Origin of the sequence: Amycolatopsis aidingensis, from assembly GCF_018885265.1 — a bacterium.
Taxonomy (GTDB): Bacteria; Actinomycetota; Actinomycetes; order Mycobacteriales; family Pseudonocardiaceae; genus Amycolatopsis; species Amycolatopsis aidingensis.
In genome coordinates this window covers 2,560,888-2,581,792 of the sequence record NZ_CP076538.1, presented here as the reverse complement: position 1 = coordinate 2,581,792, position 20,905 = coordinate 2,560,888, and the positions used below count along the sequence as shown (strand labels likewise).

Below are 20,905 nucleotides of genomic sequence, written 5' to 3'. Positions count from 1 at the left end.
TACTATTCGGCAGCGTACCAACGGGGCCAGGACGACGTCGATATGCCAAATGGGCTAACCGGCACCAGCGGCGGAGGTGACGTGAACCCACTGGCGCTCAAACGAGTACGCCACCCCCGCTCGACCGGGCAATTACGGGGCGTCGGTAGAAATCGACAGCGCGTGACGGAATTCGTTTCGCGGATCCCAGCGCGCTTTCACTCGCTGGAGTCGCGGGTAATTGTCCTTGTAGTACAGAGTGGTCCAGTGCACGCCGGAGGTGTTCTGCTCCGGATCGGCGAGGTCGCGGTCGGGATACCCCATGTAGGCGCCGTCACGCGGGTCCGGGACACCCCCGGTGTCGGCGTAGACGGCACGGTACAGATCGCGAATCCAGGCGTCGTGCTGCGCGTCCTGCGCCGGGTCCGCCCATGCCGCCACGTAGGTCAGCTTGATGATCGCGTCCCTGGTGGCGCTGGCGGTGGCCGCCGGGGCCACCGCGTTGATCCGGCCACCGTAGGTGGACAGGCCGACGGTGCCGAGTAGCAGATCACCGGGCTGGTCGGCGATCAGCTTCCGGTAGATGGTCGCGGCCTGCCGGTCGGTGAACCGGTTGCGCAGGTACGCCGACTTGATCTTGAATCGGAACAGCTCGGTGTCGTCCGGTCCGCCCAGCGCGGTCTCCAGCCACGGTGCCCAGGTGCGGACCAGCTTGCTCGGCGGGGCTACGCCCTCGCTCACGGTCGCGATGTAGTCGTCGAGCAACCGCTCCGCGTCGGGCCCGTAGACCTGCCCCACCAGGGTGTGCCTGCCCTCGGCGCGGCGATGGAAGATGAGCTCCGCGTACAGCGGCGCGGTGGGCGTGCCGGGCGCGGTGTTGCGCTCGCACCACCTGCCATGGTTCTCCATCAGGCGAGTGAACTTCTGTTCGTCCATGCCCTCCCAGGACCACTCGCCACTGAAGTCCAGCACGGCGGCGGGTGGCCTCGGCAGCAACTTCTCCGGCTCGTTGCTGCTGACCCCGGGTGTGCGCAGCCAGTACCTGGTGACCACCCCGAAGTTGCCGCCTCCGCCGCCGGTGTGTGCCCACCACAGGTCATGATGCGGATCCGCCGGATCCCGGGTCGCGACCACGGCTCTGGCGCGGCCTGCCCGATCCACCACGACCACCTCGACGGCGTACAGGTGATCCACCGAAAGGCCGTAGGTCCTGGACAGGACGCCGTAGCCGCCTACGGACACGTGGCCGCCCACGCCGACGCCAGGACACCAGCCCGACGGCAGGGTCACGCCCCAGCCGAGGAACAGCCGCCGGTACACCTCGCCGAGGATGGCACCGCCCTCGGCGACGAAGGCGTGACACGAACGATCGAAGTAGACATCGGTCATCCCGGAAAGATCGATGACCACCTCGATCGCCGGGTCGTCGACGAAGTTCTCCAGACAGTGCCCTCCGCCGCGCACGGCGATGCGCTTGCCCGAGTCGACGGCATCCTGGACGGCCCGGACGACCTGCTCGGTCGAACCGACGACGCGCACGTAGTCGGGGGTGCCGATATACCGTTTGTTGTTACCACGGCGCACCAGGTCCTGGTACTGTAGATCCGCCGGTTTGACCGTGACCGGGCCGAGCGGGGGATCACATTCCGTTACCGATTCTCCCGCCGCGGCCACCCCGGAGCCGAACGTATTGCCTGCCGCCAATCCGGCGGCCGTGAAAGCCGTGTTTCGCAGAATGCTTCTGCGGTTGTGCTCTGGCATCGCTTGAACCTTCCCCTTAGATTTCAGCGTGCACCTCGAACACGGCGATGCTAACAGCGAACATCGGATTTGACACGCTTCTTTCTCCGCGGACCTCGCTCCCGAGCGGCCCACCAGCACCGGGCAGGAACCTGCTATCCTGCGCGGAGAAAGGTCCACATTAGAAGAATCGCAAATAGACAATACACAAAGGACGGATAGTGCCCGTTATCAGTGTGGTCACTCCGGTGCACGCCGCGAGCGTGCCGTACCTGCACGAGACCTACGCGTCATTGGCGGCGCAGCAGCTACCGGCGGGGTGGGAGTGGCAGTGGATCGTCCAGGAAGACGGGCAGGACGGCGTCATCGGGGGCACCCTGCCCGCGGACGACCGGATCAGCCAGGGCTCCGGCCGCAGGGGCGGCCCCGGCCCCACCCGTACGCTGGCGCTTTCCCGGGCCCGCGGTGAGCTGGTCAAGGCGCTGGACGCGGACGACCTGCTGCTCCCCGACGCGCTCGCCAGGGACATCACGGCGCTCGCGGACCCCCGGTTCGGCTGGACCACCTGCAGCGTGCTGGACCTGTTCCCGGACGGGTCAACGGCACGGTTCGCGGACGATCCGCCGGAGGGCGTCCTGGAGCGAGGATCTGTGCTGCGGTACTGGATCGAGCACGAGTTCGGGCTGCCGGTCGTTCCGGGAACCCTGTGCATCCGGCGGGCCCTGTTACTGGCGCTCGGCGGTTGGATGGCCCTTCCCGCATCGGAGGACACCGGGCTCGTCCTCGCCGCGAACGCCGTGGCCGACGGCTACTTCCTCGCCACCCCTGGCATGTACTACCGGAAGTGGCCTGGTCAGGTGACCCAGCATGCCGCCCACCACGACCCGATCGAGCGCGCTGCCCGCACCAGCGTCATCCGGGCGCGGGCCGAGGCGTTGCTGGCATACCCTCCCGGCCGAGCAGGTACCTGAACGTGGCGTTCGAGACGTCAGACGACCCAAAAGTGCCGTTCGCGGCGGTGAGCGTCCGGAAGGCCACGTTCAGGGCATTCCCGGCTGGGTGGCCCCGTGGCGGCGGCACCAGCAGGCCGAGGCGAATGGAAGTACGTGCGCGGAAGGCGTCAGGCGGCGGACCCCGCCGGCACGTCGGAGCAGCTCACCAGCAGATGGGTGAGCACCGTGCACTCCACGCCCGCGGTGTCGTTCCCGGCCTCGGGGTCCTGCGGCGAGGACTCGGTACGGGTGGCCGTGAACCGGTACGGCAGGCCGATGCTGGCCAGTCCCAGCCGTACCGAGAAGTCCATGGCCACATCCTCGCCCGCCGCGATCTGCCCGGCGGTGCAGGTGATCTCGCCTGCGGACGGCACGCAGTTCCCGCTGCCGGAGGTGGCCGAGAGGCCGCCGGGCAGCGTGGTGGTCACCGCGACGTTGCCGGCCACAGCCGGGCCGTGACCGGTCAACCGCACGGTGAACTCCAGCCGTCCGTGGAACAGGCCGTACCGGGGCCGCACGTCCAGCCGCACGCCCACGTCCGCGCTGCCGTTGACCCGCAGCACCGGGCCGTCCACCAGCTCGGAGCCGTAGTTCTGCCCGGACAGCTGGCCCCGGATCGTCTCCTGGAGGTCGGGGCTGTCCGGCGCGGTCCGCAGGGTGAAGGTGACGGTGGCCGACTCCTGCGCGGACAGCGCCTCCGGCAGCACCGCCTGGTACCCGATCGGACCGTTCTCACCGTCTACTGTGGAACAGCTGACCGCGCCGGTGCAGTCGATCAGCTCGGTGTACTCGGTGAGGGTCGTCGGTTCGCTGAACAGCCGCGCCGTCGGATGCAGCACGGAGAAGTCATGCACATTGGTCACGGTCTCGGTCACCGTGACCGTGTCGCCCGCGGCCACGGACTCCGCGGACAGCGCGAGCTGCACCTCAGGAGGCTCGGCGTATGCCGGGGTCGCGGCCACGGCACTCGCGGCGAGCCCGAGGGTGCCCGCCAGGACGGCGCTACGACGAGCGAGGGACAGCTTGGCCATAGTGGACCTCTTTCCGCACGGATCAGCCGATCCGTGCGTCGTCCCTTCGGACCGTCGCGTTACACCATCCGGCTCGTTTCTTGATCGCTGCCGATGGCGACGGTGCGCGAGTTGCCAACCGTGCTACGAATCCCGCAGCAACTCGACGGCGGCGAGGGCCAGCGGGTCGAGCGCGGCCGGCTGGCTCGACCCGTATCGCAGCAGGTCGGCCAGCATCCGCGGTTCCCAGAAGGACCGGATGTGTGTGGCGATCGCCCGCGCGGCCTGCTCGGCCCGCTGGTGGTGGAACTGGACCGCGATATCGTTCGCTAGGCGGACCGGCGGCGGCACGGTGGCGGTCACCGGTCCACCATGGCGGCGGGTTCGGCCGCCGGTCCCGCCGCGGCCCGGCTCAGACCCACCTGCACCGCCGTCACCTTGTACTCCGGACAGTTCGTCGCCCAGTCGGAGTTCTCGGTGGTGACCACGTTGGCACCGGTCACCGGGTGGTGGAACGTGGTGTACACCACCCCGACCGGCATCCGGTCGGCGAGTACCGCGCGCAGCGTGGTCTCGCCGACCCTGCTGCTCAACGACACCTCGTCGCCCTCGCTGATGCCACGTACCTCGGCGTCGTGCGGGTGGATCTCCAGCACGTCCTCCGGATGCCAGGCCACGTTGCGGGTGCGCCGGGTCTGGGCGCCGACGTTGTACTGGCTGAGGATCCGCCCGGTGGTGAGGATCAATGGGAACCGCCGGGTACTGCGTTCGCTGGTCGGCACGAACGGCGTCGGCACGAACTTTCCCTTGCCGCGCACGAAGGCGTCCACGTGCATCACCGGGGTCCCCTCCGGGGCCGAGTCATTGCACGGCCACTGCACACTGCCCAGCTTGTCCAGTTTCTCGAAGGACACCCCGGCGAAGGTGGGGGTGACCGAGGCGATCTCCGCCATGATCTCCCGCGGATGGGCGTAGCTCATGGTGTACCCCATGGCACGCGCGATCTCGCAGACGATCTGCCACTCGTGCAGTCCGGTCCGCGGTGCCATCACCGGGCGAACCCGGTTGATCCGGCGCTCGGCGTTGGTGAACGTGCCGTCCTTCTCCAGGAAGGAGGTTCCCGGCAGGAACACGTGCGCGTACTTGGCCGTCTCGTTGTGGAAAAGGTCTTGCACGACCACCAGTTCCATGGCCTCCAACGCGGCGGTGACATGCTTGGTGTTCGGGTCCGACTGAGCGATATCCTCACCCTGGACGAACAGCCCGCGGAAGCTGCCGTCCACCGCAGCGTCGAACATGTTCGGGATGCGCAGTCCGGGATCCGGCACGATCGGTCGTTGCCACAGCGTCTCGAACACCTGGCGCACCGCGTCGTCGGAGACGTGCCGGTAGCCGGCGAGCTCGTGCGGGAAGGAACCCATGTCGCAGGAGCCCTGCACGTTGTTCTGGCCGCGCAGCGGGTTGACCCCGACCCCTTCCCTGCCGATGTTGCCGGTGGCCATTGCCAGATTGGCCATGCCCATGACCATCGTCGAGCCCTGGCTGTGCTCGGTGACGCCGAGGCCGTAGTAGATGGCGGCGTTCCCGCCACAGGCGTACAACCGCGCGGCCGCACGCAGCTGCCCCGCGGCCACCCCGGTCACCGGCTCAACGGCCTCCGGGCTGTTCTCCGGCCGGGCGATGAACTCCCGCCAGGCTTCGAACTCCTCGCACCTCTCTTCCACAAAGGACTGATCGGTCAGGCCTTCGGTCACCACGACGTGCGCCATCGCGTTGATCACCGCGACGTTCGTGCCCGGCTGTAGTTGCAGGTGGTGTTCGGCCTCGATGTGCGGCGAGCGCACCAGGTCGATCCGGCGCGGGTCGATCACCACCAGCCTGGCTCCCTCGCGCAGCCGCCGTTTCATCCGGGAGGCGAACACCGGGTGCCCGTCCGTGGGGTTCGCGCCGATCACCACGATGACATCGGCCGCCGCCACCGAGCGGAAGTCCTGGGTCCCCGCGGAGGTTCCGAAGGTCTGCTTGAGCCCGTACCCGGTCGGCGAGTGGCACACCCGGGCGCATGTGTCCACATTGTTGTTCCCGAAGGCCGCGCGCACCATCTTCTGCACCACGTAGACCTCCTCGTTGGTGCACCGGGAGGAGGTGATGCCGCCGATGGCGCCGGTACCGTGCCTGGCCTGGATATCCCGCATCCGCTCGGCGACGTGGCCGATCGCGGTCTCCCACTCGACCTCGCGCCACTCGTCGGTGATGCGTTCCCTTACCATCGGCTTGAGCACCCGGTCGGGGTGGCTGGCGTAGCCGAACGCGAACCGTCCCTTGACGCAGGAATGCCCCTCGTTCGCCCCGCCATCCTTGTACGGCACCATCCGGACCAGCTCGTCCCCGCGCAGCTCGGCCTTGAACGAGCAGCCGACCCCGCAGTAGGCGCAGGTGGTGAGCACGCTCCTGGTCGGCATCCCGAGGTCGACGACGGACTTCTCCTGCAGGGTGGCCGTGGGGCAGGCCTGCACGCAGGCGCCACAGGAAACGCATTCGGAGTCCATGAACAGCTCGCTCGCGCTGGGCGAGACCTTGGACTCGAAGCCCCGGCCCTCGATGGTCAGCGCGAAGGTGCCCTGTACCTCGCCGCAGGCCCGCACGCAGCGGGAGCAGACGATGCATTTGGCGGGGTCGAAGTCGAAGTAGGGGTTACTGGTGTCCTTGGTCAGGTCGAGGTGGTTGTCCCCCTCGTAGCCGTAACGGACCTGGCGCAGCCCGACCACCCCGGACATGTCCTGCAGCTCGCAGTCGCCGTTGGCCGAGCAGGTGAGGCAGTCCAGCGGATGGTCGGAGATGTACAGCTCCATCACGCCCTGCCGCAGCTTTTCCAGCCGCGGCGTCTGGGTGCGGACCTTCATCCCGTCCGCGACCGGTGTAGTGCAGGAGGCCGGGGTGCCCCGCCTGCCGTCGATCTCCACCAGGCACAGCCGGCAGGAACCGAAGGCCTCCAGACTGTCGGTGGCGCACAGCTTCGGGATCTCGATCCCGGACTCCGCCGCGGCGCGCATGACCGAGGTGCCTTCCGGCACCAGCACGGGCAGGCCGTCCACCTCGACCGAGACGGTGGCCGGGCCGGGCTTCGCCGGGGTGCCGAGGTCAGGCTCCTTGAGCAGGCTCATGCTTCGCCTCCTTGTGGTGGCCGGTGAAATCGTCCGCGAAGTGCAGCAGCGCGCTGCGTACCGGGGTCGGGGTGAGGCCGCCCATGGCGCACAGCGAACCGTCGGTCATCAGCTCGCAGAGGTCGTCCAGCAGGGCAAGGTTCGCGTCGGGGTCCTCGCCCCCGACCACCCGGTCGATCACCTCGACCCCGCGTACCGCGCCGACCCGGCACGGGGTGCACTTGCCACAGGACTCCTCCGCGCAGAAGGCGAAGGCGAACCGCGCCATCGCGGCCATGTCCACGGTGTCGTCGAACACCACGATGCCGCCGTGCCCGAGCATGGCCTCGGCCTCGGCGAAGCTCTCGTAGGCCAGCGGCAGGTCGAACCGCGACACCGGCAGGTACGCGCCGAGCGGACCGCCCACCTGTACCGCGCGCACCGGCCTTCCCGACCTGGTGCCGCCGCCGTAGTCCCGCACCAGCTCGCCGAGGGTCATACCGAAGGCGGTCTCGAACACGCCGCCGCGAGCGATGTTGCCTGCCAGCTGGAACACCTGGGTACCGCGGGAACGGTCGATCCCGAGCTCGGCGTAGGCCGCTCCCCCTCCGGCGAGGATGGCGGGCACGCTGGCCAGGGTGAGCACGTTGTTCACCACGGTCGGCTTGCCGAACAGCCCGGTGATGGCCGGGATGGGAGGTTTGGACCGCACCATGCCGCGCTTACCCTCCAGGCTCTCCAGCATGGAGGTCTCCTCGCCACAGATGTAGGCCCCGGCGCCGACCCGGATGAACAGGTCGAACCGCAGCCCGGAACCGAGGACGTCGGCGCCGAGCCAGCCGCGCGCGTAGGCGATGTCGATGGCGGCCCGCATCGTGGCCACCGCGTCCGGGTACTCGGAACGGATGTAGACGTAGCCCTCGGTCGCGCCGACCGCGTGCGCGGCGATCGTCATGCCCTCGATCAGGCAGAAGGGGTCGCCCTCCAGCAGCATCCGGTCGGCGAAGGTGCCGCTGTCCCCCTCGTCGGCGTTGCAGCAGACGAACTTCAGCTCACCAGGGGTCTCCAGCACGGTCTTCCATTTGATCCCGGCGGGGAAACCCGCGCCGCCCCTTCCGCGCAGCCCGGACTCGGTGACCTCGGAGACGACCTCCTCCGGGGTGCGGTCCAGTGCCGCGCGCAGCCCGGCCAGGCCGCCCGCCGCCACGTAGTCATCCGCGGACAGCGGATCGGTGCGGCCGACCCTGGCGAAGCACAGCCGCTGCTGGTCGCGCAGCCATGGCAGCTCCTCGACCAGGCCGTGCCCCAGTTCATGTTCGGCGCCGTCGAAAAGGCCGGCCGCGACCAGCCCGGGCACGGCGGCCGGGGTGACCGGCCCGTAGCCGACCCGGCCACGCCCGGTGGCCACCTCGACGAAGGGCTCCAGCCAGAGCATTCCCCGGGAACCGTTGCGCACCAAGCGGATCGGGACACCCGCGGCCTCGGCTTCCCGCTGGATGGCCGCGGCGACCCGATCCGCGCCGACCGAGACCGCCGCGGAGTCGCGCGGTACGTACACGGTGATCATGAGCGGCCCTCCGCGAGCAGTTCCATCAGCCCGGCCTCGTCCAGTCGCCCGTACAGCCTGCCGTTGACCTGCGCCGCGGGACCGAGGGCGCAGTTGCCGAGGCAGAACACCTGCTCCAGGGTGACCGAGCCGTCCGGTGTGGTCTGCCCGACCGGCACCCCGAACATCTGCTCCATCCGCCCGCGCAGCCGCTCGGCACCCACCGACTTGCAGGCCTCGGCCCGGCACAGCCGGACGGTGGTGGTGCCCGCGGGTTCGGAACGGAAGTCGGTGTAGAAGCTGACCACCCCGTGCACATCGGCGCGGGAGATGTTCAGCTCGGCGGCGAGCACGGCGATGGACCGCTGGTCGATGCAGCCGAACTCGGCCTGGATGTCGTGCAGGATCGGCAGCAGCGCACCACGGTCCGCGCGATGCGCCTCGACCAGGGCGCGCACCCGCTCTTCGACCGGAGTACCGGCGCTGTCCACTGTCATACCGGCTCCTCAGCTCGTGCCCGACCGGCGTGAATACGGTATACACGAATACTGTATCCAGGATCCGGTCGATCCGGCAAGGGACCGGACCCGCGGGCCACCGATGAGTTTTCCCTGCGGGGACCGTCACAGGGGACGATGATGCTGCCGGAGCAGGACGGAGCGTGGAGGTGAACGTGGGCGAAGCCGAGCTGGTCGAGGCGGCGCGGGCCGGGGACGAGCGCGCCTTCGGCGAGCTGTTCGAACGGTACCGACGGGAGCTGCGGGTGCACTGCTACCGGATGCTCGGCTCCTTCGAGGACGCCGAGGACCACACCCAGGACACCTTCCTGCGTGCCTGGCGCAGGCTGGAGACCTTCCAGGGCCGCTCCACCTTCCGCGCCTGGCTCTACCGGATCGCCACCAACACCTGCCTGGACACGCTGGACAAGCGGCCAAGGGAACCGATCCCCGAGGCTCACTCGCTGCCTGCCGATCCCACCGCGGCGCCGCTGCCCGCGGTCGCCGTGCGCTGGGTGGGCCCGTTCCCGGACCGGCTGCTCGAGCCACCGGCACCCGGCGACGGCGGGCCGGACGCGGTGGCGGTGTCCAGGGAGACGATCGAGCTGGCCTTCATCGTGGCCGTGCAGCACCTGCCACCGCGCCAGCGCGCCGTGCTGATCCTGCGTGATGTGCTCGGCTGGCGGGCCAAGGAGGTGGCCGCCCTGCTCGAGGACAGCGTCCCCGCGACCAACAGCGCCCTGCAGCGGGCCAGGGCCACCCTGCAGCAGCACCTGCCGCGCAGGCGGGCCGAATGGGCGCCCGCGCGGCGACCGAACGAGGAGGAACGCACCGTCGTCCGGCGCTATATGGCCGCGCTCGCGCGGGCGGACGACGCGGCGATCGGGGCAATGCTGCGCGAGGACGCACGGTGCAGCCACCAGCCCGGTGCCGGTGGCCACATGGACAGCACGCCCGTCTGGTACGAGGGCAGGGACATGCTGGTCGCCGCATGGGCACCCGCCCTGCGCGGCCCGGACGCCGTCGAGTTCCGGTTCCGGGAGACCTACGCCAACGGGCATCCCGCGATCGCCACCTACATGCGCCCGGCGGGCAGCGACTCCGCGTTCGAGGCCTTCGCGCTCAGCGCCCTGCGGATCGTGGACGGCCGGATCGCGGAGCTCACCGGCTTCACCGGCGAGGTGTTCCCCGCCTTCGAGCTGCCAGCCACGCTGGCCCCGGACAGCGCATGACGGGTGGTGGATGCCCCGGGCATCCACCACCCTGGTCAGGAGGCCGGCCGCGCGGTGGTGGCCCTTGGCAGGCCCGTCGCCTGCAGCACGAGCAAGCCCAGCACCACGGCCGCCTGCGCCAGCACGAAGGCGATCCCCAGCCCGGTCAGCTCGGACCAGGCGGCCACCGCGAAGGCCACGCTCGCCAGTACCCACACCAGGTTGCCGAGCACCACCTCGCGCACCAGTCCCGGCGCGAGGCCGACCGAAACCCAGCCGAGGAAGGCCGCCCACACCACCAGCCCGGCACCGGCCAGCACCGAAAGCAACACCGGAAGGCCGAACAGGCCGTCCAGCACACCGGACAGCGCGACCAGCAGCACACCCAGCCCGCCGGACGCCACCGCGTCGACCCGTAGCACCATTCGCAGATCCCGCATTTCTCGCCTCCAGATCCCATCGGGGTGACGAGCTGAACTTTCCTCCCGGCGCAGCCGCTGGTCGATTACCTCGCGGGTAATACCGGCCGATACTTCCAGCCCATACCGTCAGCACGGCCGTGCTGCCTATACTTCGCCACGCCCGGTAGCTCATCGGCCGCTCGAACGGATGGGGATTCCCTTATGCCACAAGTGTTGGGCTGGAACGACTTCGTCGACACCGAGGCGCAGGAGGAGTACCGGCGGTTGCACCTGCTGGAGCGGATTTTCGATCCGTTCACCTTCCGCAATCTCGACCGGTTCGGGCTGCGGACCGGATCACGCTGCCTCGAGGTCGGCGCGGGAGCCGGATCGGTCGCCAGGCATCTGGCCGAGCTCGCCGGGCCCGAGCAGGTGACCGCAACGGATGTCAGCCTGGCCTTCCTCACCCCGCTCACCGAGCTCGGCATCCAGGTGCGGCAGCACGATGTCACCACCGACGGGCCGCCGGGCGAGTTCGACCTGATCCACGCCCGGTTCGTGCTCGACCACCTGCGGGATCGCGAGGCGGTGCTGGCCAGGATGGCCTCCTGGCTGCGGCCGGGCGGGTGGCTGTTCATCGAATCCGCCAGCACGCTGCCCGAGCTGTCCTCCCGGCAGGCCACCCGGCGTTCGATGGAGACGCTGAGCCGCGTCATGACCGAGCAGGTCGGCACGCACACCACCTGGGCACGGCAGCTGCCGCTCCCGTTGGAGCGAGCAGGGCTGCTCGACTGCGACACCGAGGGCCAGATGCTGCCCGCGCGGGGCGGCTCGCCGCTGGCCAGCTGGCTGAAGGCCACCACCAAACTGGTCGAGGCACATGCGGTGGACACCGGGCTGATCACCCGGCACGAGCTGGAGGAGGCCTACGAACTCTACGAGTCGCCGGACTTCCTCGACTACTCCTGGCTGACGATCGCCGCATGGGGCCGCCGCCCCTGAATGGAGAGCCCGCCCGTAGCGGAAATCGGACCTCACCGTCCTGATGCGGTGCGTGGGTCACGCGGGTTGTGCCAGGCTCGCGGAAGCGGCCGCACCACCCGATCCGGACTACGTGAGGAAACGAACGTGCTCGAAACGAGCCCCCAGTCGAAAGCGCTTGCGCTCCGCTCACTGCACGAGGACGGCACCCTGGTGCTGCCGAATGCGTGGGACGCGGGCAGCGCGGTGATGATCGCCGAGGCGGGCGCGCGTGCCATCGCCACCACCAGTGGTGGTGTCGCGTGGTCCCATGGCAAGCCGGACGGTCAGCGCCTCTCCAGGAACGAGATGGTCGGCGTCATCCGCGCGATCGCCGCCGCGGTGGACGTTCCGGTGACGGCGGACATCGAGGGCGGGTACGGCCCGGCTCCCGAGGACGTCGCGGCCACCGTGTCGGCGGTCGTGGCCGTCGGCGCGGCCGGGATCAACCTCGAGGACTCGGTCGCGGGCGGCGGCCCGCTGTTCACCGTCGCGGAACAGGCGGCCCGCCTCCGCGCCGCCCGCGAGGCCGCGGCCCGCGGCGGTCTGGCCGAGCTGGTGATCAACGCGCGTACCGACGTGTACCTCTTCGGTATCGGTGCGCCGGAAGGCCGGCTCGACGACGTGCTCACCAGGGCCTCCGCCTACGCCGAAGCCGGCGCCGACTGCCTGTTCGTTCCCGGCCTGCTCGATCTCGAGGTCCTCACGGCACTCGCCGACGAGGCGCCGCTGCCACTGAACGCGATGGCGATGCCGGGAGGGCCCGGCATCGCCGAACTGAGCGCGTCGGGTGTCCGGCGGATCAGCACGGGCACGGCCGTCGCGCAGGCCGCCTACACCCTCGCCGGGCGAGCCGCCACCGAGATACTGGAGCAGGGCACCTACACCGAGCTCGCGGGCGCACTCGACTTCGCCGGTGTCGACTCGCTGTTCGCGCAGCGGCCACACTGAACGGGAGAACGTTCGTGCCAATGGTCCGCAACAGACAGCGTTCACATACCGTGATCGGCAGCCCGGTCGGGGAACTGACCCTCGTCGCCGTCGACGGTGTGCTCGCCGGGCTCTACATGGAGCGGCAGCGGTACCGGCCGCCGCAGGACACCTTCGGCCACCGGGACGCGGGGCCGTTCCGCGACGTTGTCGCCCAGCTCGACGCGTACTTCGCGGGCGAACGCACCGAGTTCGACCTCCCACTCACCCTGCTCGGCACCCCGTTCCAGCGCACCGTATGGGCCGAGCTGCGTGAGATACCCTACGGCGAGACGGTGTCCTACGGCGAGCTTGCCGAGCGCATCGGAAGGCCGACGGCGTCCCGCGCGGTGGGCCTCGCCAACGGCAAGAACCCCATCGGCGTGATCGTGCCCTGCCACCGGGTGGTCGGGTCCACCGGCGACCTCACCGGCTACGGCGGCGGGATCGAGCGCAAGCGGCACCTGCTGGACTTCGAGCGACGGATCAGCGCAGGGTGATCACGAGCCTGCCGCGCCGGTGACCTCGTTCAGCGCCACCCTGTCGGCACCGGCGGAGAAACGCACGCCGTGGTCGGCCGCGCGGGGCTCGGCGATGATGATCACCTGCTCAGGGTCACCCGTCGGCCCGGCGGACGCGGCGAGCAGGTCGCGTCCGGCTCGGCGCTCGCGCACCTGCGGGAGCTGGGTCAGGTGGTGTACGGCAGTGATCTGATGGCGCTGGGCGCGATCCGCGTCGCCCGCGATGGCGACCGCCGCGGTGCGCACGCTGCTGGACGAGATCGCCGGGGTGACCGTGCCCTCCGCCGGGTACCTGTTTCCAGCCGGAGCTCATCGTGCGTGGCTCGACGGCGGCGTGCCTGGATGTTCCGCCCGGAGCGGCGAGCCGGTGACCGCGGCTGGAGTACTAACCGAACAGCGCGAACGCCTCGGCGATCTCGGTCCGGCCCTTTCCGTTCCCGATCAGCTGGCGCAGCAGGATGCGGGCCTTGTACGGACCGAGGAAGCCGCCGTTGATCAGCCCGCGCCGCTGCAGGTCCTGTTCGGAACCGGGGAACCCGTAGCTCGCGTGATGTACCGCCCCGGCGCCGGTCCGGCTGGTCAGCACGACCGGAATCCGCTCGGCGTAGGCGGCGAGCAGTTCCACGGCACCGGCCGGGACGTGCCCGACACCGAACGCGGCGAGCACGAGACCGTCCAGGTCCGTCCGCATCGGACGCAGTAACGGCAGGTCGTCGTCGAGTGCCGTGGTCACCACCGGCACCAACGGGTCGGTGCCGGGTGCGGGCAGGCTCAGCGCCGGTCCCACCGCGGCCGAAAGCCACACCCTGTCCTCCACAACCTGGCCGAGCGGCCCGGTATCCGGCGAGGTGAAGGCGGCGGGGCTGGTGCTGTGGGTCTTGCGAACGTGCCGGGCCGCATGGATCTCGTCGCCAAGCACCACCAGGCAGCCCAGGCCGCGAGCCCGCGGGCTGGCCGCCACCCGCAGCGCGGCGAGCAGGTTGCCAGGGCCGTCGGCCCCGGCCAGCCCGGGATGCCGCATGGCTCCGGTCAGTACCACCGGCATACCGGTGTCCACGGCGATATCGAGGAAGAACGAGGTCTCCTCCAGCGTGTCGGTGCCCTGGGTGACCACCACGGCATCCTGGCTCTCGGCAAGATCCTCGATCAGCCCGGCCAGTGCGGTGAGGTCGGCGAAGGTCACCGAGGCGCCAGGCACCGAGCGGAAGGTCCGCGTGCTCAGCTCGATGTCCAGCTCGGCGAGTCCGGGCACGGCCTCAACCAGGTCACGCGCGTCCAGGCCCGGCGTCACCGCCTCGCCAGGGGCGGGCCGGGTCATCGCGATCGTGCCGCCGAGGGCGACGAGCGTCACCCGCGCGGCGGGGGATTCGGCCACGGTCCTGGACCTTAACAGGCAGCGATCTGGTGGACACCCAGTGAGCGCGGTACGGTCAACAGCCGGGCAGGCGGAGCCGAGGACGGCGTGAGCGAAACGGAGTGGCTGGGCATGGAGCCACCGACCCGGCCGAGGTTCGGCATCGGCGAGGTCGCCAGCAGGCACGACGAGACCGTGCTGAATCCACCGGCAAACCCCGGGCCCATCGCGGACCGCTACGAGATCGGTCCGGTGATCGGCCGGGGCGGCAGCGCGACCGTGTACCGGGCGCTGGATCGGTCCACCGGGGACCAGGTGGCGGTGAAGCTGTTCCACGCCGGTGGCGCCCGGATCGCCAGGCACCGGCAGCGCCAGGAACTCGAGCTCCTGCGCAGGCTCCGGCATCCCGGGCTGGTGACCCTGTACGACGCGGGCACCCACCAGGGGCAGGCCTATCTCGTGATGCGGCTGGCCACCGGGTCCACCCTGGCCGCGCGCGTCCTCTGTGGACCGATGAGCCCCGCCGAGGTCACCGAACTCGGCGCCGCGCTCGCCCGTGCGCTGGAGTACGTGCACTCCAGCGGAGTCACACACCGGGATCTCAAGCCCGCCAACGTGTTGCTCGGCCCGGACGGACCGATGCTCAGCGACTTCGGAATCGCACAGGCACTGGACAGCACCCGGGTGACCTCCAGCGGCGTGGTCGTCGGCACCGCGGCCTACCTCGCCCCGGAACAGGTGCGCAGCGAGTGGGTCGGGCCCCCTGCCGATGTGTACGCGCTCGGCCTGGTCCTGCTGGAATGCCTCACCGGAACCCGGCAGTACCCCGGAACGCTGGTGGAGTCCGCGGTCGCAAGGCTGCATCACCGGCCGGTGCTGCCGGAGGGCCTACCGGCGGGCCTGGCCGCCCTGCTCACCCGGATGACCGCGGATCAACCCGCGCAGCGCCCGACGGCCGGTGCGGTAGCCGACGCACTGGAAACCGCGCCCGCGGGCGTCACCGAACCACTGGTGCCCGCGCCTGCCCGCCCCGCCGACTCGTCCCGCTCGCGGCGAATGCGCACGGCGCTTTCCGTCGGGGTGCCGATCACGGCCACCTGCGCGGCCGTGGTGGCCGGGCTGCTGTCCGGCACCCCCGGGAGCAGGGCTCCGGCGTCCGGGGCCGACCAGCCGATCCAGCCCGCGGGACCCACCGCAACCGGGACCGCCGCCGAGGTCCCGGCGCTGACCGGCGCGACCGCGGACCACTCCCCCGGAAAGCACCGGTCCACCTCCGCACCGGCCCCGGCCACCTGGCGATCCGCACCGCGGCCGGTGGTGGCCGTCGAACCGGATACCGCGCGGCCGCAGCCACCATCCCAGCGGCGGTCCGGACCCGAGGCGAAACCGGATTCGCCGGGCCCGCCGGAGCACGCGGGCGATCCTCCCGGCGAAGGGGGCGCGGGGAAGGCCAAGGAGGGCACGGCTCCCGGACCGGGTGGGAAGCCTCCCCTGGCGCCGGGTGACTGAGCGGGTCGCCCGGCACCGGCCGGGCGGGCGCACGGCCGCTACGCTGCGCCCATGCTGGACGAGCTGCAGCAGCAGAAGGAGGCTGCCCAGACGCGCCTCGAGCGCGCCGTCGGGGAGGGCAGGCTGACCCTCGACGAGTACACCGACCGGGTCGCGCGGGTGTGGGCGGCGACCGACACCGCGACGATCGACAGCGCCCTTTCCGACCTGCCCGCACCACTGGTGCGAGCCGAGCCCGTCGCCACCAGGATGAGCATCGATGTCGTGTTCGACGACATCAAGCGCAGTGGCCGGTTCGCACTCGCCTCCGGGGACCGGATCGCCGGGTTCTTCGGCGACGTCAAGCTGGACCTGCGGCAGGCCGTGCTCACCGAGCCGGTGGTCGAGCTGAGTGTCTCCACCGTGTTCGGGGACGTACGGGTGACCGTGCCGGAAGGGATCGAGGTCGAGGTGAAGTCGTTCACCCTGCTCGGGGACCGCGATGTGCAGACCACCAGCGAACGGGTGCCGGGCAGCCCCAGGTTGCTGCTGAAGGCCAACACGGTGTTCGGCGACGTCCGGGTGCGCAGCGGGTCCTGAGCTAGCCTGGCGGGCATGGCTTCGGAGCATGTGATCGTCTCTTCCACCACGGACAGCGAGCAGGCCGCACGAGAGCTCGCGGCCGGCGCCATCGACGCCAAACTGGGCGCCTGCGCGCAGATCGTCGGCCCGATCACCAGTGTCTACCGCTGGGATGGCGCGGTGCAGACCGACCAGGAATGGCGGGTGGAGATCAAGACCGCGGCCGACCGGGTGGCCGGGCTGACCGAGTGGCTCAAGGCCGAGCACGGCTACGACGTCCCGGAGATCATCGCCACCCCGATCGACGGCGGCTCCGCCGAGTACCTGAGCTGGCTGATCGAGGAAACCCGCTGACCGAGGGTCACCAGTCGAGGACGGAGGTCAGCTTTTCCTCGACGATCGGGGCCATGGTCGTCATGTAGGTCGCGCTGATGTGGTTGTTGTCCATGTACACCAGCACATTGCCGATCACCGGCGGGCACAGTTCCTCGGTGCAGAAGTAGTCGCTGAAGTCGAGGAAACGTACGTTGGCCGGCAGGCTGGCCATCCGCGCGTACGGCGGCTCAGGGGAGAGCAGCTCGGCCCGCGGCCGGGCGCAGCGCTCGGCGTCCCTGCCGTGTTTCTCCACGCAGGCGGAGGGCTCGAAGTCGTAACGCGGGTTGTCCCTGGCCGCAACCACCGGGATGCCCAGCTCCTCCACCTTGCGCCACTGCTCGACGTAGCCGCGCGGGGTGTACTCGGTCAGCCCCATCCGCACCTCGCGGGTGGCGGTGGTGAACACCACGTCCGGCCGGATCTCCGCGATCAGGTCGATCACGTCGGTGTTCCAGTCCATGCAGGGCTGGTCGCCCGGCACGATGTCGGACTCGGTCGAGAACGGGCAGCCACCCCGCAGCATCGAGATGACCTGCCAGTTCCGCCGTTGCGCGATGGGCAGCAACGCGCCGAGGAACTGCTGCGGGTGCGAGTCCCCGGCCACCACGATCCGCCGCGCGGGCGGGCCCTCGGTGTCGGTGCTGCACAGCACTACCTCCTTGCGCGGCCCGGCCATGGTGCACAGCTCCGGCGCGATCTCCGCGAAGTCGTCGTGCAAGGTGACGAAGGAGGGCACCAGCTCGGGTTCGGCCGCCCCGGTGTACATGAACCCCTCGGTCCGGGCCAGCGCACCGGGATGGTCGGGGTCGTCGGCGGTGATCGTGACGGCGGCCCGCTGCTCGGCCGTCACCTGCCAGGCACCCGCCAGCACCAGCACCGGCAGCAGTGCCAGCACGCCGAACCGGTACGCGCCCCAGCGCAGTGCCGGGCTGAACCGGGACTCCCGCGCCGGCTTCTCGATCAGGTGGTAGGTCAGCACGGACAACGCCACCGACACCGCGATGACCAGCGCACCGCCCGCGATACCCGCCTCGGCCCGGTCCCGCAGCACCAGGTAGAACAGCAGCACCGGCCAGTGCCATAGGTACAGCGCGTAGCTGAGGTTACCGAGATACTCCAGCGGCCGGGAGCTCAGCAGCCGGTCCGCCCCGAATGGGCTAGCGGTCGCCCCCGCGACGATCACCAGCAGCGCGGCCATCGTGGGCCACAACGCCGCGTACCCCGGAAAGACGCTGCCGACCTGCAACAGCAGGCCGCAGGACACCAGGCCGGCCACCCCGGCCCAGCCGAGCAGTAGCCGCACCGCTCTCGGCACGGTCACCAGCTGGATACCCAGTGCGAGCAGCCCGCCCAGGGCGAACTCCCACACCCTGGTCAGCGAATGGAAGTAGGCCATCGGCTGGTCGATGCCGGTCAGCACCACCGAGTACGCCAGCGAGGCCGCGAACAGCACCAGCAGGGTCAGCGCCATGCTGCCGCGCAGCCCCCGGCCCGCCAGCCGGGCCACCAGCGCGACCAGCGCCACCAGCAGCGGCCACACCAGGTAGAACTGGCCCTGGATGGAAAGCGACCAGAAGTGCTGCACCACGCTGGCGGTGTTGTGCTGGGCGAAGTAGTCCACCGAGTCGGCGACCAGCCGCCAGTTCTCCAGGTACAGCGCGGAGGCGAACACCTCGCTGATCGTCTGCAGCCAGCGGCCCTGCGGCAGCAGCAGCCAGCCGGCGACGATGATGGCGGCCAGCACGGTGAGCGCGGCCGGGAACAGCCGCTTGATCATCCGGCCCCACATCGGCCGGAACTCGATCCGGCCACGCTCGCTGGCCCGCACCAGCTGTCCGGTGATCAGGAAGCCGGAGATGAGGAAGAAGACGTCCACGCCGCCGGAGATCCGGTCGAACCACACGTGGTAGACGACCACCAGCACCGCAGCCAGCGCCCGCAGCCCCTGCAGCTCCGGCCGGTACCGGCGTGCCGAGGACGTGTCCGGCGGGGCCTGTGTTGGCACAGGCGGGTCCGCGCGAAGCAGGCTCATGTCATCGTCCTCGGCACGCTGGGGCAGTTGGTGTCACCATCCTGGGTGAGTCATCAACGATGCCATCGGTGCCCCGGCACCCGGCAGGCACCCCGATCCGGTCACGACCGGGTCACCGCCGCGCACACCGTCCGGTAACGGTGGAACAGGCGCTCAGAATCGCAGGTCGGTCAGGTACTCGTAGCCGACCCGCGCGGTCCGCAACGGATCGCTCGGCTGGTCGTGCTCCACGATGTAGTGCCGGACCCCGCCGATCCAGGTGTCCCGGAAGATCCGGCCGAAGTCGATGGTGCCGGTACCGAGGTCGGCGAACCCGCCGTCCGGCGCCCGGTCCTTGACGTGGAACTGCCGCACCCGGCCCGGCTGGCACCAGAACTCCCGCACCGGGTCCACCCCGGCGACCACCAGCCAGTACAGGTCGAACTCGAAGTGGACGTGCCACCAGCTGGTGTTCCTGGCCAGCACGTCGAACGGCCGCACACCGTCGATCGGCTCGAACTCATGCGCGTGGTTGTGGTAGCCGTACCGGATACCCGCCCTGCGGAAGGCCCGGCCGGCCTTGTCCAGCCGCCCGGCGAAGGCCTCCCATTCGGCGATGGTGTCGAACTTCGCCCAGGCGCAGTCGGCGTAGCGCGGGCCGAGCACCTTGGTGTCGGCGATCAGCTGGTCCACATCCGCGCCGTCGAAGCCGATGTGGCTGGACACCGCGCGCAGGTGGTAGCGGTCCAGCAGGGCCCGGAACTCCTCGGCCGAGCGCCCGTAGGTACCCGCGAGCTCCACGTTGCGGTAGCCCATGTCGGCCAGGGCCTCCAGCGTGCCGGGGGTGTCCTGCTCCAGCAGGCTGCGCAGGGTGTAGAGCTGGATGGCGATCCGCTCCTTCGGTACCCGCATCCTGCCGGGCCACCAGCCCTGCGTACCGGGGCTGGCCGCCGCAGTACCGCTCAGCGCCGCGGCCGCGCCGAGACCCATCGCCGCGCCTGCCGCGCCACGCAGCGCCGCTCGCCGGGAAAATCCGCCCTCGCTCATCGCGATCACCCTTCCTGGTTGCTGAACGCGGCGTCGAAAGCCGCCGTCGGCTTGTCGAAGATCAGGTTCCGGATGTAGGTCACCGCCTCGGCCGCGCCGCGCAGCCGGTCCATGCCCGCGTCCTCCCACTCCACCGAGATCGGCCCGGCGTAGCCGATGGAGTTGAGGGCGCGGAAGGCTATTTCCCAGTCCACATCGCCGTGCCCGGTGGAGACGAAGTCCCAGCCCCGGCGCGGGTCGGCCCAGGCGAGGTGGGAGCCGAGCCTGCCGTTGCGGCCGTCCAGGCGCTTCTTGGTGTCCTTGCAGTCGACGTGGTAGATGCGGTCGGCGAAGTCCAGGATGAACCCGACCGGATCGAGGTCCTGCCAGACGAAGTGCGAGGGGTCCCAGTTCAGCCCGAACGCGGGCCGGTTGCCCACAGCCTCCAGCGCGCGCTTGGTCGTCCAGTAGTCGTAGGCGATCTCCGAGGGATGCACCTCGTGCGCGAACCGCACCCCGACCTCGTCGAAGACGTCCAGGATCGGGTTCCAGCGCCGGGCGAAGTCGGCGTAGCCGTCGTCGATGACCTCCTGCGAAACCGGCGGGAACATCGCCACGTACTTCCAGATCTTCGAACCGGTGAAGCCGACCACGGTGTCCACCCCGAACCTGGCCGCGGCCCGCGCGGTATCGGCCAGCTCGGCCGCGGCGCGCTCCCGGACGCCCTCGGGGTCGCCCTCGCCCCAGATCCGGGCGGGCAGGATGTTGCGGTGCCGATCGTCGATCGGGTCATCGCATACCGCCTGCCCGACAAGGTGGTTGGAGATCGCCCACACCCGCAGCCCGTGGGAGTCCAGCAGCTCCCGTTTACGGTCGATGTAGTCGGACTCGGCGAGCGCGCGATCGACCTGGAAGTGGTCGCCGGAACAGGCGATCTCCAGGCCGTCGTAGCCCCATTCCGCGGCCAGCCCGCAGACCTCCTCGAACGGGAGATCCGCCCACTGCCCGGTGAACAGCGTGATCGGTCGGCTCATCGGCTT

At 70.2% G+C, this 20,905-nt stretch carries 20 protein-coding genes; 8 read left to right on the top strand and 12 right to left on the bottom strand.

From position 1 onward, the window contains the following. Nucleotides 1-132 precede the first annotated feature (132 nt). The gene (locus KOI47_RS12190; RefSeq protein WP_216216085.1) at nt 133-1,740 is read right to left on the bottom strand and encodes an FAD-binding oxidoreductase; all 1,608 of its coding nucleotides are present in this window, start codon (nt 1,738-1,740) and stop codon (nt 133-135) included. A gap of 200 nt (nt 1,741-1,940) precedes the next feature. On the opposite strand from KOI47_RS12190, the gene KOI47_RS12185 reads away from it, so the two are divergent. After that, on the top strand, nt 1,941-2,690 hold the full coding sequence (locus KOI47_RS12185; RefSeq protein WP_216216084.1) for a glycosyltransferase: 750 nt from the start codon (nt 1,941-1,943) through the stop codon (nt 2,688-2,690). 149 nt (nt 2,691-2,839) lie between these two features. On the opposite strand, the gene KOI47_RS12180 is transcribed toward KOI47_RS12185, so the two are convergent. From KOI47_RS12180 to KOI47_RS12160, 5 genes are all read right to left on the bottom strand, one after another. Continuing rightward, complete coding sequence (locus KOI47_RS12180) at nt 2,840-3,742, bottom strand: DUF11 domain-containing protein (protein WP_216216083.1); 903 nt, start codon at nt 3,740-3,742, stop codon at nt 2,840-2,842. 123 nt (nt 3,743-3,865) lie between these two features. Beyond that, nucleotides 3,866-4,084 carry a formate dehydrogenase subunit delta gene (locus KOI47_RS12175; protein WP_216216082.1) on the bottom strand — a complete coding sequence of 73 codons (219 nt, stop codon included), beginning with the start codon at nt 4,082-4,084 and terminating at the stop codon, nt 3,866-3,868. Beyond that, nucleotides 4,081-6,885 (bottom strand): formate dehydrogenase subunit alpha, encoded by a 2,805-nt coding sequence (gene fdhF, locus KOI47_RS12170; protein ID WP_216216081.1) that lies wholly within the window; start codon nt 6,883-6,885, stop codon nt 4,081-4,083. The genes KOI47_RS12175 and fdhF overlap by 4 nt, the downstream gene beginning before the upstream one ends. After that, the gene (locus KOI47_RS12165; RefSeq protein ID WP_216216080.1) at nt 6,863-8,431 is read right to left on the bottom strand and encodes a formate dehydrogenase beta subunit; all 1,569 of its coding nucleotides are present in this window, start codon (nt 8,429-8,431) and stop codon (nt 6,863-6,865) included. Before KOI47_RS12165 ends, fdhF begins: the two co-directional genes overlap by 23 nt. After that, nucleotides 8,428-8,907: an NADH-quinone oxidoreductase subunit NuoE family protein gene (locus KOI47_RS12160; protein ID WP_216216079.1), complete on the bottom strand. Its 480-nt coding sequence runs from the start codon at nt 8,905-8,907 to the stop codon at nt 8,428-8,430. The genes KOI47_RS12165 and KOI47_RS12160 overlap by 4 nt, the downstream gene beginning before the upstream one ends. 170 nt (nt 8,908-9,077) lie before the next feature. On the opposite strand from KOI47_RS12160, the gene KOI47_RS12155 reads away from it, so the two are divergent. Next, entirely contained in the window at nt 9,078-10,139 is a 1,062-nt protein-coding gene (locus KOI47_RS12155) for an RNA polymerase subunit sigma-70 (RefSeq protein ID WP_332461459.1), read from the top strand. Between the two features lie 35 nt (nt 10,140-10,174). Here KOI47_RS12155 and KOI47_RS12150 read toward each other — a convergent pair whose 3' ends face one another. Next, nucleotides 10,175-10,558 (bottom strand): hypothetical protein, encoded by a 384-nt coding sequence (locus tag KOI47_RS12150; RefSeq protein WP_216216078.1) that lies wholly within the window; start codon nt 10,556-10,558, stop codon nt 10,175-10,177. Between the two features lie 183 nt (nt 10,559-10,741). Between KOI47_RS12150 and KOI47_RS12145 the strand changes: the two genes are divergently transcribed. The 3 genes from KOI47_RS12145 to KOI47_RS12135 all read left to right on the top strand — a co-directional run bounded on the left by KOI47_RS12145 (nt 10,742) and on the right by KOI47_RS12135 (nt 13,008). Next, nucleotides 10,742-11,521, top strand: coding sequence for a class I SAM-dependent methyltransferase (locus tag KOI47_RS12145; protein ID WP_216216077.1), 780 nt, complete (start codon nt 10,742-10,744; stop codon nt 11,519-11,521). Nucleotides 11,522-11,647: 126 nt separating this feature from the next. Continuing rightward, nucleotides 11,648-12,490, top strand: coding sequence for an isocitrate lyase/PEP mutase family protein (locus tag KOI47_RS12140; protein WP_232376700.1), 843 nt, complete (start codon nt 11,648-11,650; stop codon nt 12,488-12,490). A gap of 20 nt (nt 12,491-12,510) precedes the next feature. Further along, nucleotides 12,511-13,008 (top strand): methylated-DNA--[protein]-cysteine S-methyltransferase, encoded by a 498-nt coding sequence (locus KOI47_RS12135; protein ID WP_216216075.1) that lies wholly within the window; start codon nt 12,511-12,513, stop codon nt 13,006-13,008. Here KOI47_RS12135 and KOI47_RS12130 read toward each other — a convergent pair whose 3' ends face one another. After that, nucleotides 13,009-13,275 carry a hypothetical protein gene (locus KOI47_RS12130; protein ID WP_216216074.1) on the bottom strand — a complete coding sequence of 89 codons (267 nt, stop codon included), beginning with the start codon at nt 13,273-13,275 and terminating at the stop codon, nt 13,009-13,011. Between the two features lie 139 nt (nt 13,276-13,414). Further along, nucleotides 13,415-14,404: an asparaginase gene (locus KOI47_RS12125; protein WP_232376699.1), complete on the bottom strand. Its 990-nt coding sequence runs from the start codon at nt 14,402-14,404 to the stop codon at nt 13,415-13,417. A gap of 87 nt (nt 14,405-14,491) precedes the next feature. Here KOI47_RS12125 and KOI47_RS12120 point away from each other — a divergent pair, with 87 nt between their 5' ends. Genes KOI47_RS12120 through cutA form a run of 3 tightly spaced genes read left to right on the top strand, consistent with a single transcriptional unit; the run spans nt 14,492 to nt 16,807 of the window. After that, entirely contained in the window at nt 14,492-15,892 is a 1,401-nt protein-coding gene (locus tag KOI47_RS12120; RefSeq protein ID WP_232376698.1) for a serine/threonine-protein kinase, read from the top strand. A 51-nt stretch (nt 15,893-15,943) separates the two neighbouring features. After that, entirely contained in the window at nt 15,944-16,471 is a 528-nt protein-coding gene (locus KOI47_RS12115; protein WP_216216073.1) for a DUF1707 SHOCT-like domain-containing protein, read from the top strand. 15 nt (nt 16,472-16,486) lie between these two features. Beyond that, entirely contained in the window at nt 16,487-16,807 is a 321-nt protein-coding gene (gene cutA, locus KOI47_RS12110; RefSeq protein ID WP_216216072.1) for a divalent-cation tolerance protein CutA, read from the top strand. A gap of 7 nt (nt 16,808-16,814) precedes the next feature. Here the strand turns inward: cutA and KOI47_RS12105 are convergent, their stop codons facing one another. The 3 genes from KOI47_RS12105 to KOI47_RS12095 all read right to left on the bottom strand — a co-directional run bounded on the left by KOI47_RS12105 (nt 16,815) and on the right by KOI47_RS12095 (nt 20,899). Beyond that, nucleotides 16,815-18,860, bottom strand: coding sequence for an acyltransferase family protein (locus KOI47_RS12105; RefSeq protein WP_216216071.1), 2,046 nt, complete (start codon nt 18,858-18,860; stop codon nt 16,815-16,817). A gap of 153 nt (nt 18,861-19,013) precedes the next feature. Further along, nucleotides 19,014-19,886, bottom strand: coding sequence for a sugar phosphate isomerase/epimerase family protein (locus KOI47_RS12100; protein ID WP_216216070.1), 873 nt, complete (start codon nt 19,884-19,886; stop codon nt 19,014-19,016). A 5-nt stretch (nt 19,887-19,891) separates the two neighbouring features. Continuing rightward, a complete protein-coding gene (locus KOI47_RS12095; protein WP_216216069.1) occupies nt 19,892-20,899 on the bottom strand; it encodes a sugar phosphate isomerase/epimerase family protein in 1,008 nt (335 codons plus the stop codon). Nucleotides 20,900-20,905 lie beyond the last annotated feature (6 nt).